Below are 14,968 nucleotides of genomic sequence, written 5' to 3'. Positions count from 1 at the left end.
CCGGATTATTCCCCGGGCGTGTCTTTGCTTTCCAGACCCAAGTCCTGAATCTTGCGTGTCAGGGTATTGCGCCCCAGACCCAACAGATTGGCTGCCTCGATGCGCCGACCGCCGGTGTGCTTGAGCGCAACGGTGATCAGGGTTTTTTCGAATTCCTGGGTGAGCCCTTCGATAATCCCCACTTCACCACGCCCCAGGGCAGCATCTGCCTCGCGCGCCAACGACTGCGCCCAGTTGCCTCCAGCTGGAGCCAGCCCCCCTGAGCCAAGCAACTCGGGCGGCAAATCAGCCACATCAATATTCTGCCCGGGTGCCATCACGGTGAGCCAATGGCAGACATTTTCCAATTGGCGTACGTTGCCGCTCCACGCCAGGTGACTCAGATGCTTGAGCGCCGCATCGGAGAGCTTTTTGGGTTCCACGCCTTGTTCGCGTGCCGTTTTTTGCAAAAAATGCCGTGCCAGAATGGGAATGTCCTCGCTGCGTTCGCGCAGCGCGGGCAACCGCAGTCGGATCACATTCAGGCGATGGTAGAGATCCTCCCGGAACAGACCCTCCTTTACCCGGTTGTCCAGATCCTGGTGGGTGGCAGCAATCACCCGTACATTCACCTTGATCGGTTGATGGCCACCCACACGATAAAACTGTCCATCCGCCAGCACCCGCAGCAGACGGGTTTGCAACTCGGGGGGCATGTCGCCGATTTCATCCAGGAACAGAGTGCCGCCGTCGGCCTGCTCAAACCGGCCGCGACGCTGGGCTTGCGCACCGGTAAAGGCGCCGCGCTCATGGCCGAATAATTCGGATTCCAGCAAATCCCTAGGGATCGCTGCGGTATTCAGCGCAATGAAGGGCTTGGCTGCACGCGGGCTGTGGCGGTGCAGTGCTGATGCAACCAGCTCCTTGCCGCTGCCGGATTCGCCGGTAATCAGCACCGTGGTGTGCGATTGCGAAAGCCGACCAATGGCGCGAAATACCTCCTGCATGGCGGGCGCCTGACCGAGGATTTCCGGCACCGCCTCGCTGGGCGCGGCAGCTTCATCTTCGCGCTGGCTCTCGTCGATGGCGCGACGAATCAGCTCGATAGCGTGATCCACATCGAATGGCTTGGGCAGATATTCGAATGCGCCGCCCTGAAAAGCCGCGACGGCGGATTCGAGATCCGAGTAGGCGGTCATGATAATAACCGGGAGACGCGGATAGCGTGCTTTGAGCTGCTGCAGCAAATCAAGCCCGGAAGCGCCAGGCATGCGGATGTCGCTCACCACCACTTGCGGCGAGTCTTTTTCCAGTGCAGCCTCGGCTTCCTGCACCGAAGAAAAGCTGAGGAAAGGGATCTCCTCTCGCTTGAGCGCTTTTTCAAACACCCAGCGAATGGAGCGGTCGTCGTCGATAATCCAGACAGGTTTCATCATAATTTATAGTCAGTTAACTTTGCTGCTGTTGCCCCAGTGGCAGCAGCAGGGTAAAGCAGGTATGGCCAGGGCGGCTATCCGCCTCGATGGTGCCTTGATGCTGGTGCACAAACGTTTGCGCCAGCGTCAGGCCTAGACCACTGCCGCCTTCGCGGGCCGACACCAGTGGATAAAAAATGCGTTCGCGTATCGATTCCGGGATTCCCGGACCGTTGTCAATAATCTGGATTTGCACCGCCAGCGGGTGGCGCTTCATGGTCAGGGTCACCTGCCGTGCAATGCGCGTACGCAGCACAATCTCGCCTTTCCCGTGCAACGCCTGAACTGCGTTGCGCACAATATTGAGCGTGGCCTGGATCAGCTGCTCACGGTCGCCGGTAATGTCAGGAATACTGGTGTCGTAGTCGCGCCGGATAGTGAGCCCGCTCTGCGTTTCCGCCAACACCAGGCTGCGTACCCGTTCCAATACTTCCAGAATATTTACCGCGCTGATTTGAGGCAAACGATGTGGCGTAAGCAAGCGATCCATCAGGGATTGCAGGCGGTCGGACTCCTGGATGATAACCTGCGTATATTCCCGGGTTTCCTTGGGCAGCTCATGCTCCAGCAACTGCGCCGCACCGCGGATGCCACCCAGTGGGTTTTTGATCTCGTGCGCGAGGTTGCGGATCAGTTCGCGATTGGCCTGCTGTTGCAGCAGCATGCGTTCATCGCGAGCAATTTTAAGTTGCTGATCCATGGGGTGGAACTCGATCATGAATGCCACCGGCGCATTTTCCAGCGGGGTTACCGTACAACTCACCTGCAGGCGGTTAGCATTCACTTCCAGGACCAGCTCATGCTCGGTAAAACTGGCATTGTGTGAAAGCGCGTAATCGAGAGCCGCGTGTAACTGCTTCGGCGAGTTGAACAAGGTATCCAGCGACAGGCCGCCCGCCTGACTGGCGGAAAGCCCGAGCAAATTTTCTGCAGCGGGGTTCAAATAACATGCCTGGCGTGCCGCATCCAGTGCCAGCACGGCAGTGGCCAAGTACTCCAGACCCATTAACTGACTGTCTATGACATGCATCGTGAAGGGTAGGGTTGGGGTAGTTTGAGTGAATGCATTCACCTTAACAAGCAACTAACGCGCCAGGAATGCAGCGTGCAATTATTTTATGCTGGCCAGCTCTTTTTTCAATGCGCGAATATTGTCTTCATGGCGCTTGACGATATCGCGCAATTTATCTGTGCGTGCGCGCCAGCTTGCACTGCCAGCCTGTTCGCCGCTGCGCAGCGCTTCACCCGCCTTTTGCGCGGCGGTCGCTTCTGCTAGATTGCGTTCTTCGGTGAGCAACTCATCCTGCAATACACTGCGCCGCAAATCATCGCGCTTACGTTGCGTATTGCTATCCACGCGCGGGAAATTGGCCGGCGTGCTGGCTTCCTTTTTGCGCGCAGGCGCTGCAGTGGTTTCCGCGGGCTCCAGATTCAGTCGTTTGGCACCTCGCCTGGGCAGGTTGGTATAGGTGACTTGACCAGATTCATCCACATATTTGTAAATTTCTGCGTGGACGGGAAGACTGACGATCAGACCAATGATGAGTAGGGCGGCTTTCATATCCAGAACAGGTAAAAGACATACACACTATAACGGCCAGGACAACGGAGAGTTTATGGCAAATGAAGGCCGCAAACAATTGATGCACAAAAAAAGGGCGGGTAAACCCCGCCCTTTATTAACGTAACAGCCCCGATTTACAGGGAGTAGTACATTTCAAACTCGACCGGATGGGTGGTCATGCGGAAACGCGTGACCTCCTCCATTTTCAGTTCGATGTAGGCATCGATCATCTCATTGGAGAATACCCCACCACGCGTCAGGAACTCACGGTCCTTGTCCAGATTTTCCAGCGCCATCTCCAGAGAGTGGCATACCTTCGGAATCTTGGCTTCTTCTTCCGGCGGCAGGTCGTAGAGATTTTTGTCGGAAGCGTCGCCTGGGTGAATCTTGTTCTGGATGCCGTCCAGACCCGCCATCATCAACGCAGTAAAGGCCAGGTAAGGATTAGCGGAAGGATCCGGGAAGCGCACCTCGATGCGGCGTGCTTTTTCGCTGGCGACATGCGGAATGCGAATCGAGGCAGAACGGTTTTTGGCAGAGTAGGCCAGCATTACCGGAGCCTCAAAGCCAGGTACCAAACGCTTGTATGAGTTGGTGCCCGGGTTGGTAATGGCATTCAGCGCCTTGGCATGTTTGATAATACCGCCAATATAGTACAGGGCGGTTTCGGACAGCCCGGCATAACCATTGCCGGCAAACAGGTTTTTACCGTCTTTCCAGATGGATTGGTGCACATGCATGCCGGAACCGTTGTCGCCAACGATAGGCTTGGGCATAAAAGTCGCGGTTTTGCCGTAGGCGTGGGCAACGTTTTGCACCACGTATTTGAGTATCTGAGTCCAGTCGGCGCGCTTGGTCAGGGTGCTGAACATGGTACCAATTTCGCACTGGCCGGCGGTCGCAACTTCATGGTGATGCACTTCTACCGGCACGCCCATGTCTTCGAGCGCCAGGCACATGGCGGAACGGATATCTTGCAGGCTATCCACAGGAGGAACCGGGAAGTAACCGCCCTTTACGCCTGGACGATGGCCCATGTTGCCGCCCTCGTACTTTTCGCCAGAACTCCAGGCCGCCTCTTCGGAATTGATTTTGACTGAGGTGCCGGACATGTCGGTATGCCAGTTCACGGAATCAAAAATGAAGAATTCGGGCTCTGGGCCAAAATAAGCGGTGTCGCCAATCCCCGTGGATTTGAGGTAGGCTTCGCCGCGCTTGGCGATGGAGCGCGGGTCACGGTCATAGCCTTTCATATCGGTCGGCTCAATCACGTCGCAGGTCAGAAGCAAGGTTGATTCGTCCATGAAAGGATCCATGCGGGCACTGTCCGGATCCGGCATCAGGATCATGTCGGAAGCCTGGATGCCTTTCCAGCCGGCGATGGAGGAACCGTCGAAAGCGTGGCCGTCGGTGAATTTTTCTTCGTTGAGCTGTTTCACAGGCACGCTTACATGCTGCTCTTTGCCACGGGTATCGGTAAAACGAAAGTCAACGAATTTCACATCATTTTCTTTGACCATTTTCATTACATCGGCGACCGCCATTTAAATCTCCTCATTGAGTTGCGTTTGCATAAAAACCGGGTGCACTTTTCTGCTGGGGCAATATTTGAGCAGAAAACATGCCAGCAAAATAAATCCCTGCCATTGTCTATTCAGCAGGTGAAACAAAGTAGCTGACATTGCCATGTGCCGGACGTCTGCATAGAACAGCCGCCCAAGATTGGCAATTGTGCCACAAGCGCTTTCATCTCTGAAACAAAAAATACGCCCTGTTTTGGAGCAACTCCTTATCTAAATGCCCAATGTTGGTGCATGCAGCGGCGGCGAGTCCTGTCCACACGATTCTGACTATACTGAAATCAAAATCCAACAACACAACAAGGAACTCGCCATGCCCACCATTAGCCATATTCTCAAACATGCCCAACAACGCGGCAAACTGGCCGGGCTGCCCTACGCAGGTGCGCTGACCCCGGTCGAGGCCAATTTGATCTGGCACCAGGCCCCCGGCGCTCGACTGGTGGACGTGCGCTCGCATGCGGAATGGGATCTGGTCGGCGAAATTCCCGGTTCCGTGCAGCTGGAGTGGCAAGCTTATCCGGGTTGGGTGCCGAATCCGTACTTCTTGCAGCAACTCAAACAGCAGGTGGATATGGAAGCGTTGGTCATGTTTATCTGCCGTAGCGGAGAGCGTTCTCATCAAGCTGCCCTGGTTGCCCACAACGCGGGCTACACTGAAGTCTACAATGTGCTGGAAGGTTTCGAAGGCTGCAAGAGCGCGGACGGCAAACGCGGGCAGGACGGCGGCTGGAAAACTGCCGATTTGCCATGGAAACATCGCTAATCGGTCATTATCCCGCTAGAATCTGCCCAGTTTAATTTCAGTACGCCGCCATGTCCCAGCTTTATGCCGTGATCGGCAACCCGATCGAGCATTCGAAATCACCACTCATTCACGCCGCTTTTGCCCGTGAAACCGGCCAGGATATCGTCTACGAGCGGCTCCTGGCGCCACTGGACGGCTTCGCTGAAACGGTCAATGCATTCCGTCGTTCAGGCGGAGCCGGGGCGAACGTGACCGTGCCGTTCAAGGAACAGGCATTTGCGTTGGCTGACGAGATCTCCGAACGCGCGCGGCTTGCGGGCGCGGTCAACACCCTGACATTTACCGACGCGCGTATCGAGGGCGACAATACCGACGGTGCCGGGCTGGTGGCAGACATCACACGCAATCTCGGCTTTAACATTGCGCGGAAACGGATTCTTATCATAGGCGCAGGTGGCGCGGCACGCGGTATCGCTTTGCCGCTCCTGGCCGAATCTCCGGCGCTCCTGGTCTTTGCCAACCGTAGCCTGAATAAAGCGCAAATACTGCAGCATCAATTTTCACCCTATGGCGTGGTGGAGGCTTGCGATTTTGCCGCTCTGCCAGGCAGGCAGTTTGATCTGGTCATCAATGCCACTTCGGCCAGCCTGTCGGGCGAACAGCTTCCATTGCCCGCCGGTCTCTACGCTGTGGACAGCCTGGCCTACGACATCATGTACGGCATCGGTGAAACCCCGTTTCTCGCCCATGCCCGCAGTCATGGCGCGGGCCAGTGCTCTGATGGCCTGGGGATGCTGGTCGAGCAGGCGGCCGAAGCATTTTATGTCTGGCGCAAGGTGCGTCCGACCACTGCGCCGGTCATAGCAATGCTGCGTCAGCACTCATAATGGGAAAATGGCTACGACGTGGGCTGCTTGGGCTGCTATTGCTGGTGCTGGGCTATCAGTTGTGGATTTTTGCCCATGTATGGTGGTGGGTGGATCACAATCCAGCCAATAGCGCATTCATGGATGAACGCCTGGACATCCTGCAGCAGAACAACCCGGATGCGGAACTGCGCCACAAATGGGTACCGTACGCAAAAATATCCGGCAATCTCAAGCGCGCCCTGGTCGCGGCAGAAGATGCGCGTTTCCTCAGCCACGATGGCTTTGACTGGGAAGGTATCCAGTACGCGGCTGAAAAAAACCTGAAAAAAGGCCGGATCGTTGCTGGCGGATCTACCATTAGCCAGCAACTCGCCAAGAATCTGTTTCTGTCGGGCAGCCGCACGCCGTGGCGCAAACTGGAGGAAGCCATCATCACGGTAATGCTGGAAAAAATGATGCCCAAACGCCGCATCCTGGAGATATACATGAATGTCATCGAGTGGGGCAATGGCGTATTCGGTGCGCAGGCAGCCGCACATTATTATTATCGCACTTCGGCAGCAGCACTGACTCCGGCGCAGGCTGCCAAGCTCGCCGCCATGGTGCCTAATCCGCGCTACTACGATACCCATCGCAATGCACGCGGGTTATTGCACCGGGCTGCCATCATCCAGGCGCGCATGGGTTCGGCGGTGGTGCCGCGCTGAGCTTCAGTGCATCATCTGGCCGCTCGGGTCGCGCACCTGGGCGGCGACTTCCACAATTTCACGCTTTTTGTTCGCCGTTTCGATGGTGAGCTTGATCGGCACGGTCTCTCCGGTTTTGAATGGCTGTTTTAGATCAAACAGCATCAGGTGAAAACCGCCGGGAGCCAATTTCACTGTCTTGCCCTTGGGCAAGGCCAGTGTCTTGACTTCGCGCATTTCCATCACGCCATGATTCATGCGCATGAGGTGTATTTCCATATTGCCGGCCGCCGGGCTCAGGGCGCCAACCAGCCTGGCGTTTTCCGGGCTGGTAATATCCATGTAAGCGCCCGCCACCTGTTGGCCCGGTACCGTGGCACGCATCCAGACATTCTCCACTTTCACGTCAGCAGCCATTGCACTCTGCGCCAGTAGCGCCAGGCCCAGCATTGCAAATTGTTTCATGATTGATCCCCTCAATTGAAATTCAAGCTTCGGATTGTAGCCTCGTAAACACTCAATAAAATACGCGCAAAGTGCAGAGCAGGGAAAGGCGCTGGAGTGTGGCTAATTGTCGCATATCAAGCAGGTGCGACACCGTGTCACATGTCATGCACACGGCCCGACAAGTTAATATCCGGCCATCAAAGATTCCATTCTAACAACACCGGGAGTACTCCATGATGGCAATCCAATCCAGCAATATCCGCAACCTGGTCATTTGTGCCACGCTGCTCACACCCGCATCGGCACTGGCGTGTTCCAGTTGTGGGTGCACCTTGAGTTCGGATTGGGAAAATCAGGGGCTGGCCAGCACACCGGGTGTGCGGGTGGACTTGCGTTACGACTATATCAACCAGAATCAGCTCCGTCACGGCAGCGGCACGGCCAGCAGTGCTGACGTGGCAGCAGCGCTGGCCCACGGCACCGTGGGAGAGACCGAGCGAATAACCACCAATCATTACTACACGCTGGGGCTTGATTATTCGCCCAGTCGCGCATGGGGATTCAACCTGCAGGTTCCCTACATCGATCGCAACCACAGCACGCTTGGCGCGGGCGATACCGACAACACCTACTCGCATACTCAAAGCGTGGGCGACATCAAGCTGATTGCGCGTTATCAGGGCTTTTTTCCGGATGGCGATACCGGCATCCAGTTCGGGCTGAAATTACCCACCGGCAAGCATGATTACGACTTCTCCAGCGGTCCTGGCGCCGGCACACCGCTGGATCGCAGCCTGCAACCTGGCAGTGGCAGCACGGATATTATCCTCGGCGTCTATCGCTATGGCTCGCTGAATAAAAGCTGGGACTGGTTTACGCAGGGCCTTTTTCAGGCGCCGATCAAAATCGTGGATGATTACCGCCCGGGCAATGCACTCAACCTGAATGCTGGGGTGCGTTACATGGAGTTCGGCAATATCGTGCCGCAATTGCAAATCAATGCGCAGACGCGCCAACGCGATACCGGCCTGAATGCGGACCCTGGCAATACCGGCGGCAAGCTGGTTTACCTGAGCCCTGGCTTTACTGCCGCCATCAGCAAGTCCACCAAAATTTACGGCTTCATCCAGGTGCCGCTGTATCAATATGTTGAAGGTCTGCAACTGGCTCCGCGCTGGAACGCTTCAGTAGGACTGAACTTCAGTTTGTGACCGGCGTTTTCAGGTAGGGCAGGACATATTCGTCCAGGCTGGTCGCACTGATGGGTTGCTCGCCTGACCAGTCGCTTTTGCGCAGCACCCCAGCGCGGTCAATCACAAAAGTCAGCGGCAAACGCCAGATACGCCCATAGCCTGACACTGTGGCGTTGGAGATCAGGGCCAGCGGGTACGTGTAGGCTGCCGCTGCCGCACGTACTTTGGCTTCATCGCTGCGGTCTTCAACGCTGACAGCAATAATCTCCAGACCCTCATCGTGGTGCTGCTGGTAGAACCGCTCCAGCGCAGGCATTTCCGCCTGGCAGGGCGGACACCAGGTCGCCCAGAAATGCAGCAATACCACTTTGCCTTGCAGGCTGGCCGAACCAAGGACGCGACCATCCAGCGTCGTCACGGTGAACGCCGGTGCTGCCGCGCCCGTTCGCAAACTGTCCGCCAATACCGGAGACACGCCTGCTACGGCCAGCACTCCTGCCAGAATAATGCCGGCCAGATATTGCATGATCCCTCTTTTGTCAGCTCATATTAAAGTCAGTTTACCCGGCGTGGCGCACCCCTAGCCTGCGACCAATTGTCGCTGCGATCCGGCACACGGCCGGCGTACAATGGCACGCCATGACATTTACCAACCGTTTTCGCACCGTTCCCGTCGCCGGCATGTTGCGCCGCCTGTTTGTGCTGCGGCTGTATGCCATTGCCGGGCAGACGCTGGCAATAACCGGCGTCAACTTTGGTCTCGACATCCGGCTCCCGCTACTGCCAATGCTGATGGTGGTCGTCCTGCTTGTGTTGCTCAACCTGGCCACCTGGGTGCGCCTGGCACAGCCTTGGCCGGTCACCGCCATGGAGTTTTTCGCGCAATTGCTGGTGGATGTGACGGCGCTGACCACGCTGCTATTCTATAGCGGCGGTTCGACCAATCCGTTTGTTTCACTGTATCTGTTGCCCATCATCGTCGCGGCCATTACCCTGCCTGCGCTCTATGCATGGGCGCTGACCACGATTTGCGTGGCCGCATACAGCTTTCTGATGTTTTTCTATCTGCCCCTGGACATGCCGCACGGCGCTGCGGCCTTTGCATTGCATGTGGCAGGCATGTGGCTCAATTTCATTGCCAGCGCGGTATTGATCACCTTCTTCATTGGCCGCATGGCCGCCTCGATCCGCGGCCGGGAACGGGAACTGGCCGAGGCACGCGAAACCGGTTTGCGCAACGAACAAATCGTGGCGCTGGGCTGCCTGGCGGCGGGCGCTGCGCACGAATTGTCCACGCCGCTGGCTACCATGGCGGTGGTTGCCGGGGAGTTGCAATACCAGCACGGCGACGATCCGGCATTGGCTGCCAACCTGCAAATCCTGCGCAACCAGGTCACGGCCTGCAAAGCGATCCTCACCCGGCTCACGGCCACCGGTGGGGCCGGGCGTGCCGAAGACGCGCGCCTGTTGCCGGTAGACATCTATCTCGATGAGCTGGTGGCGCAATGGCAACTGGTGCGCCCGGCGATCGGCCTGCAAACTCGCTGGGAAGGCATACGTCCGGCACCCAATATCCTGGCCGAGGCAACGCTAGGCCAGGCGCTGCTCAGCCTGTTCAACAACGCTGCAGACGCCGCTCCCTTTGCGGTAGAACTGGAAGCGCGCTGGGATAGCCGGGAATTGACTCTCGACATCCTTGACCGCGGGCAAGGCTTTAACCAGGAGGCAGCGGCGCGTGCCGGCGAAGTTTTTTTTACCACCAAACAGGCGCAGGGGGGGATCGGCCTGGGCTTGTTCCTGGCCAACGCCAGCATTGAGCGCCTCGGTGGCAGCGTGCGCATGCTGCCGCGCGAAGGCGGCGGCGCGCACATCGTAGTATGTCTGCCTCTGCATGAGCCACGCACACCATGACCGCAGATTGCCCCAGCCTGTTGCTGGTCGACGACGACGCCACCTTTCGCGAGGTATTGACGCAGGCACTGAACCGGCGCGGCTTCACGGTTAGCGGCGCTGCCAATGTTGCAGATGCGCTGCAATTGGCCGAACAAAACCCGCCCGAATACGCCGTGCTCGACTTGAAAATGCCCGGTGAATCCGGTCTGCAATTGGTGGCGCGCCTGAAGCAGCTTGATGAGCACACCCGCATCGTCATGCTTACCGGCTACGCCAGCATTGCCACCGCCATCGAAGCGATCAAGCTCGGCGCCACGCACTACCTCGCCAAACCCGCAGAAGTCGATGAAATCGTAGCAGCCCTGCAACGTGGCGGAGGCGATGCCAGTGTGGCATTGAACCTGCAACCCCCCTCGGTGGAACGCCTGGAATGGGAACACATCCAGCGCGTGCTGGGTGAAAACGACAACAACATCTCTGCTACCGCACGTGCGTTGAACATGCACCGGCGCACGTTGCAACGCAAGCTGGCGAAGCGCCCGGTGCGCCGGTAAACCTGCCTCGTTTCAACGCCCGCTGCGCTGGATACTGATTGCCAGTACGCCCGCCAGCACCAGTGCCGAGCCGGCAATTTGCGTGAGAGACACCCTCTCGCCCAGAAACACCCAGGCCAAATAGATCGTCGATACGGGCCCGATTGCACCAATCAGCGCCGTTTTGCCGGCGCCGATGCGGCGCATGGCGGCGGAAATCAAAAATGCAGGCAGCACGGTAGAAAAGACTGCCATTGCCAGCCCCAGATAATAGACTCGTTCGCTAAGTATCAAATCATTCAGCGGATGCGTCACCGCAAATTGCGCGATGCTGGCGCCGCTGGCTACGGTCATTGCATAGGCTGTGAAGCGGGTAGCACCAATACGTGCAATGGTGTGGTTCGCGCCGATCAGGTAAATCGCGTAGGCCAATGCGCTGCCAAATACCAGCAGGGCGCCAGTCGATATGCCGTTCCCGCGCATTCCCGCATCGTGTACGAAGACTAGCGCGATACCGGCATAACTTAATAGCAAAGCGAACCGCTCGCGTGGCTTGATGGATTGCCGGTACAGCCATGCGCTCAGCACCACGACCATGGTCGGGTAGAGGAACAGGATCAGGCGCTCCAATCCCGCCGAAATATACTGCAAACCAAGAAAATCCAGATAACTGGCGAGGTAGTAGCCGATAAGCCCGAGCGCAACCACTACGAACCAGTCGCGCACAGTCAATGCAGTCTGTTGCTTGCGGGTATTTGTCCATACGGCAACGGCCAGAAATACCGGCACGGAGAAGGCCATGCGCACTGCCAGCAAGGTGATCGCATCGACGTGAGCCGCGTACGCCAGCTTGACTAAAATGGCCTTGGCCGAGAATCCTATTGCTGCCAGCAAGGCAAGCAGCCCGCCTGTTATTGCATGGTGTTGTATCGCAACATGCTTTATTGAATTTGCCACTTAGACCCTTTCGGTAAACGCAGGTCCAGGCGGGCAATACAATCGCAGCAAAGACCTGCGATTGTATTCTGAGTTAAATCAATAGAAAGCGACCGCAGCAGTGGAATGTTTCCACAGCCACATTCGTTGGAGGGCGCACGGTGCAGCGCAGTATTGAAGGTTTGCAGTCATGATTGCAAATTACCTGCGCGTACTGGATGTGTCAATTTATGCAGCATGTCGACGGTAAGGATAAAACTCATCGCCCACGCGGCTCATGCGTGATTGATGGAAACGCATTTTGTCTGCACCGGTAAACTGGCTCTCTATCGCGCCGTATGCTTGCGCAGCCCAGGCTTTGTCACGGAAGCATTCGGTGATGCCTTCCACCCAGCGCAGCTTGTCGGCAGGGGAAGTAAGCGCTTTTCCACAGGCTTCATAAATCTTGCGCAATTGCGCTTCAGGAAGTTCGTAGGATTTAAGGCGATCAAGCAATTGCAGAGCAGCCTCCCCGGAGGTGCACAGCGCAGCGGCTTGCAGGTAGAGGGCTTCCGCGCCCGCAGCGTCGCCAGCCTGAGCATTAAGATGACCGATGTGGGCGAGGGCATAGTGATCTTTGGCACAGGCGCGCGCGTCATTTAGCAACGCATTTCCCCATGTGGCGTCGCCAAGGTCAGTGATCACGGCTTGCGCCAGCTTGGTGTAGTCGTACACACCGGCCTGCCCGCCCTTGAGTCTGGCTTCCCAGTCTTTTAAATAAGCACGCGCCTTTTCACGCCCCAGCTCCGTGTGATGGGGCAGATGCGCCGCGGTGTGTGCGACCTCCTTGAACCAGATGAAATCGGTCGTTTTGGCAGCCGATTCGTCCAGCAGGCGCGTCAACCAGGCGGTGTCGTCAGTGTGCTTATCCACTGCGACGATGAGCGGCTGGGTGCGGCTGAACTGGAACGGCTCTTCCGCCAGCATTTTTTCTGCACGGTCGAGCAGTTTGGCCGCATAGAACGGATCCGCCAGTTCGACGGCTACCCGGTCGGCGAGGTGCAAGGTGGCTTTGACGCTGGATAAGGCATTTTCCAGCGTCTGGAATTCGACATAGCGCGCCTGATTGGCGATGCGTTTTTCCAGTTTTTGTTTGGCACGTTCCAGGCGTGCCGCATCTTCGGGGAAATGACGTCCTGTGGCGTCTACCACCTTCTGCATTTCATCTGCGCTGGTCACCTTGTCCTCGGCGGCATCCAGTGTCTTGCTGGCGTTGGCTTTGTCTCCGACTGCCATGAAACCGTCCGTGAGAGAAAGCAACTCGGGGGTGGTGGTGGCCAGCCCGGCCATTTTTTCCAGGATTAGTTTGACGAAATCCGCATCATTGGCGGCTTGTGCGGCTTCCAGCAATTTGGCGAGGCTTTGCACGTCACTGCTGCCTTCCAGCACCTTGGTGTAGAGCGGTTTGGCACGCGCCGGATCGTTCATGGAATTGGCTAGCAATAGCAGGTCGGCGGGCGCGCTGAGCTTGGTCGCGGCACGCGCGTACAGCTCTGTTACATAGTCCGGATCGCCCAGGTCTGCGCTAGCCGCCTGCGCCAGCTTGACGTATTCGGCCGCCCGCGCGGCGACCGTTTCCACTTTCGCTTCAGCCTTGGCATAGATTTTTTTGGCAAAGTCCTTATCGCCGATCACAGTCAGCACTGTTTTCGCCAAGCCCAGCAGTGGCGCAACATTGGCGGTCTCCTTCAGCGCCTGTTCGTAGGCGGCGATTGCTCCGGCCTTGTCGCCCAGCACCTTGAACTTGCCTTCGGCCAGCGCGATTTGTTCCTCGCCGCTCATGCAGTAGTCCTCGGCCTGCTGCATGAGCTCGGCTGCTTGTGCATCATCTCCCAGGGCCTTGTATACCGTGGCTACCGCGACCAGATCTTTGGTGAACTGGCAATCCCCGGCAATGTCATCCACCAGTTTTTTCGCGTATTCAGCATCAGCAGGTTCGGTCAGCGCCTCATGCGCCAAAGCGGCCCATTCTTCCGGGCTGTTGCAGGATGCCTCTTTTGCACTAAGGGTATCGCGGGTGGCCATGCTGGTCTCCTGAGGTTGTAAGTTATCCCGGCATTCTACCGAGATGTGCGGCACCTGTTGAGCGGCACTTTTTATGGCGTCATATCGAGGATTTATAACGGATGGATAGATTGCCTGAGCATGCGGTCTAGTAGCGGATTTGACCACCAATCGGCCACCGTTATATTATGAAATATATATCGAGTCTGGCCACGCCATTTATCCGTTTCTTTGTAATATCCATAGGGGCTCAACGATGACTTCACGCAATGCTGTTTTGCTTGCCAGCTTAATGGTTTTTGGTTTGCCTGCCACATCCCTGGCTGACGAAGTTCAAGTCGCCGTGGCTGCCAACTTCACCGCCCCCATGAAAATCATCGCCGCAGATTATGAAAAGGCCACCGGGAACAAAGCTGAATTGTCGTTTGGCGCTACCGGCAAATTTTACGCGCAGATCAAGAACGGTGCGCCTTTTGAAGTACTCCTTGCAGCGGATGATGAAACACCCGCCAGGATGGAAAAAGAAGGTTTGGCTGTGACCGGTAGCCGTATCACTTACGCCATTGGGGCACTGGCGCTATGGTCAGCCAAGCCGGGGTTTGTCGATGACAAGGGTGCCGTGTTGAAGAAGGGCGATTTTGCCCATATCGCCCTGGCCGCACCCAAACTCGCGCCTTACGGCGCAGCCGCGATCGAAACCATGAGCAGACTCGGTCTGCTGAGCACGCTGGAACCCAAATTCGTGCAGGGTGAAAACATTGCTCAGACATATCAGTTTGTCAGCACAGGGAATGCCGAACTGGGATTTGTCGCCTTGTCGCAAGTTTATGCAAAAGGCAAACTGGCCGGCGGGTCCGCCTGGGTGGTACCCGCAAACCTGCACAAGCCGATTCGCCAGGATGCAGTCATTTTAACCAGAGGCAAGGACAATCCCGCGGCCAGCGCCTTACTCAAATTCCTCAAAACCAGGCAAGCCCAGAATGTGATCAAGTCTTACGGTTACACGCTGTAAGATGCGTGCT

Annotated in this window: 15 protein-coding genes; 7 read left to right on the top strand and 8 right to left on the bottom strand. The window is 57.0% G+C overall.

Annotated features, from left to right (window positions below; translation table 11 throughout):
* Positions 1–5: 5 nt before the first annotated feature.
* From ntrC to glnA, 4 genes are all read right to left on the bottom strand, one after another.
* Positions 6–1,412 (bottom strand): nitrogen regulation protein NR(I), encoded by a 1,407-nt coding sequence (gene ntrC, locus ACFDAU_RS00160; RefSeq protein WP_413439562.1) that lies wholly within the window; start codon positions 1,410–1,412, stop codon positions 6–8.
* A gap of 16 nt (positions 1,413–1,428) precedes the next feature.
* Entirely contained in the window at positions 1,429–2,484 is a 1,056-nt protein-coding gene (gene glnL / locus ACFDAU_RS00155) for a nitrogen regulation protein NR(II) (protein ID WP_413438023.1), read from the bottom strand.
* An 81-nt stretch (positions 2,485–2,565) separates the two neighbouring features.
* The gene (locus tag ACFDAU_RS00150; protein WP_124703697.1) at positions 2,566–3,015 is read right to left on the bottom strand and encodes a DUF4124 domain-containing protein; all 450 of its coding nucleotides are present in this window, start codon (positions 3,013–3,015) and stop codon (positions 2,566–2,568) included.
* A gap of 137 nt (positions 3,016–3,152) precedes the next feature.
* The gene (glnA, locus tag ACFDAU_RS00145; protein ID WP_124703698.1) at positions 3,153–4,562 is read right to left on the bottom strand and encodes a glutamate--ammonia ligase; all 1,410 of its coding nucleotides are present in this window, start codon (positions 4,560–4,562) and stop codon (positions 3,153–3,155) included.
* 349 nt (positions 4,563–4,911) lie between these two features.
* On the opposite strand from glnA, the gene ACFDAU_RS00140 reads away from it, so the two are divergent.
* From ACFDAU_RS00140 to mtgA, 3 genes are read left to right on the top strand one after another with little or no spacing between them, the layout of a single operon-like run.
* Positions 4,912–5,364 (top strand): rhodanese-like domain-containing protein, encoded by a 453-nt coding sequence (locus ACFDAU_RS00140; protein ID WP_413438022.1) that lies wholly within the window; start codon positions 4,912–4,914, stop codon positions 5,362–5,364.
* A gap of 50 nt (positions 5,365–5,414) precedes the next feature.
* Entirely contained in the window at positions 5,415–6,233 is an 819-nt protein-coding gene (gene aroE / locus ACFDAU_RS00135) for a shikimate dehydrogenase (protein WP_413438021.1), read from the top strand.
* Complete coding sequence (gene mtgA / locus ACFDAU_RS00130; RefSeq protein WP_124703701.1) at positions 6,233–6,922, top strand: monofunctional biosynthetic peptidoglycan transglycosylase; 690 nt, start codon at positions 6,233–6,235, stop codon at positions 6,920–6,922. Before aroE ends, mtgA begins: the two co-directional genes overlap by 1 nt.
* A 3-nt stretch (positions 6,923–6,925) precedes the next feature.
* On the opposite strand, the gene ACFDAU_RS00125 is transcribed toward mtgA, so the two are convergent.
* Positions 6,926–7,366, bottom strand: a complete 441-nt coding sequence (locus ACFDAU_RS00125; RefSeq protein WP_413438020.1) for a copper chaperone PCu(A)C — start codon at positions 7,364–7,366, stop codon at positions 6,926–6,928.
* A gap of 215 nt (positions 7,367–7,581) precedes the next feature.
* Here ACFDAU_RS00125 and ACFDAU_RS00120 point away from each other — a divergent pair, with 215 nt between their 5' ends.
* Positions 7,582–8,559 (top strand): hypothetical protein, encoded by a 978-nt coding sequence (locus ACFDAU_RS00120; RefSeq protein WP_413438019.1) that lies wholly within the window; start codon positions 7,582–7,584, stop codon positions 8,557–8,559.
* On the opposite strand, the gene ACFDAU_RS00115 is transcribed toward ACFDAU_RS00120, so the two are convergent.
* A complete protein-coding gene (locus tag ACFDAU_RS00115; protein WP_413438018.1) occupies positions 8,549–9,067 on the bottom strand; it encodes a TlpA family protein disulfide reductase in 519 nt (172 codons plus the stop codon). The two genes, ACFDAU_RS00120 and ACFDAU_RS00115, sit on opposite strands and share 11 nt — an antisense overlap.
* A 113-nt stretch (positions 9,068–9,180) precedes the next feature.
* On the opposite strand from ACFDAU_RS00115, the gene ACFDAU_RS00110 reads away from it, so the two are divergent.
* A complete protein-coding gene (locus ACFDAU_RS00110; RefSeq protein WP_413438017.1) occupies positions 9,181–10,452 on the top strand; it encodes an ATP-binding protein in 1,272 nt (423 codons plus the stop codon).
* On the top strand, positions 10,449–10,988 hold the full coding sequence (locus ACFDAU_RS00105; RefSeq protein ID WP_413438016.1) for a response regulator transcription factor: 540 nt from the start codon (positions 10,449–10,451) through the stop codon (positions 10,986–10,988). The genes ACFDAU_RS00110 and ACFDAU_RS00105 overlap by 4 nt, the downstream gene beginning before the upstream one ends.
* Before the next feature lie 12 nt (positions 10,989–11,000).
* On the opposite strand, the gene ACFDAU_RS00100 is transcribed toward ACFDAU_RS00105, so the two are convergent.
* Both ACFDAU_RS00100 and ACFDAU_RS00095 read right to left on the bottom strand, forming a co-directional pair.
* Positions 11,001–11,924: a DMT family transporter gene (locus ACFDAU_RS00100; RefSeq protein ID WP_413438015.1), complete on the bottom strand. Its 924-nt coding sequence runs from the start codon at positions 11,922–11,924 to the stop codon at positions 11,001–11,003.
* A 207-nt stretch (positions 11,925–12,131) separates the two neighbouring features.
* Positions 12,132–13,967, bottom strand: a complete 1,836-nt coding sequence (locus ACFDAU_RS00095; RefSeq protein ID WP_413438014.1) for a hypothetical protein — start codon at positions 13,965–13,967, stop codon at positions 12,132–12,134.
* Positions 13,968–14,202: 235 nt separating this feature from the next.
* Between ACFDAU_RS00095 and modA the strand changes: the two genes are divergently transcribed.
* Positions 14,203–14,958: a molybdate ABC transporter substrate-binding protein gene (gene modA, locus ACFDAU_RS00090; protein ID WP_413438013.1), complete on the top strand. Its 756-nt coding sequence runs from the start codon at positions 14,203–14,205 to the stop codon at positions 14,956–14,958.
* Positions 14,959–14,968: the final 10 nt, after the last annotated feature.

The sequence above is a fragment of the Sulfuriferula sp. GW1 genome, assembly GCF_047300855.1.
Classification (GTDB): Bacteria; Pseudomonadota; Gammaproteobacteria; order Burkholderiales; family Sulfuriferulaceae; genus Sulfuriferula.
The sequence above is the reverse complement of the archived record's forward strand: the minus strand, read 5'-3'. Positions and strand labels throughout refer to the sequence as shown.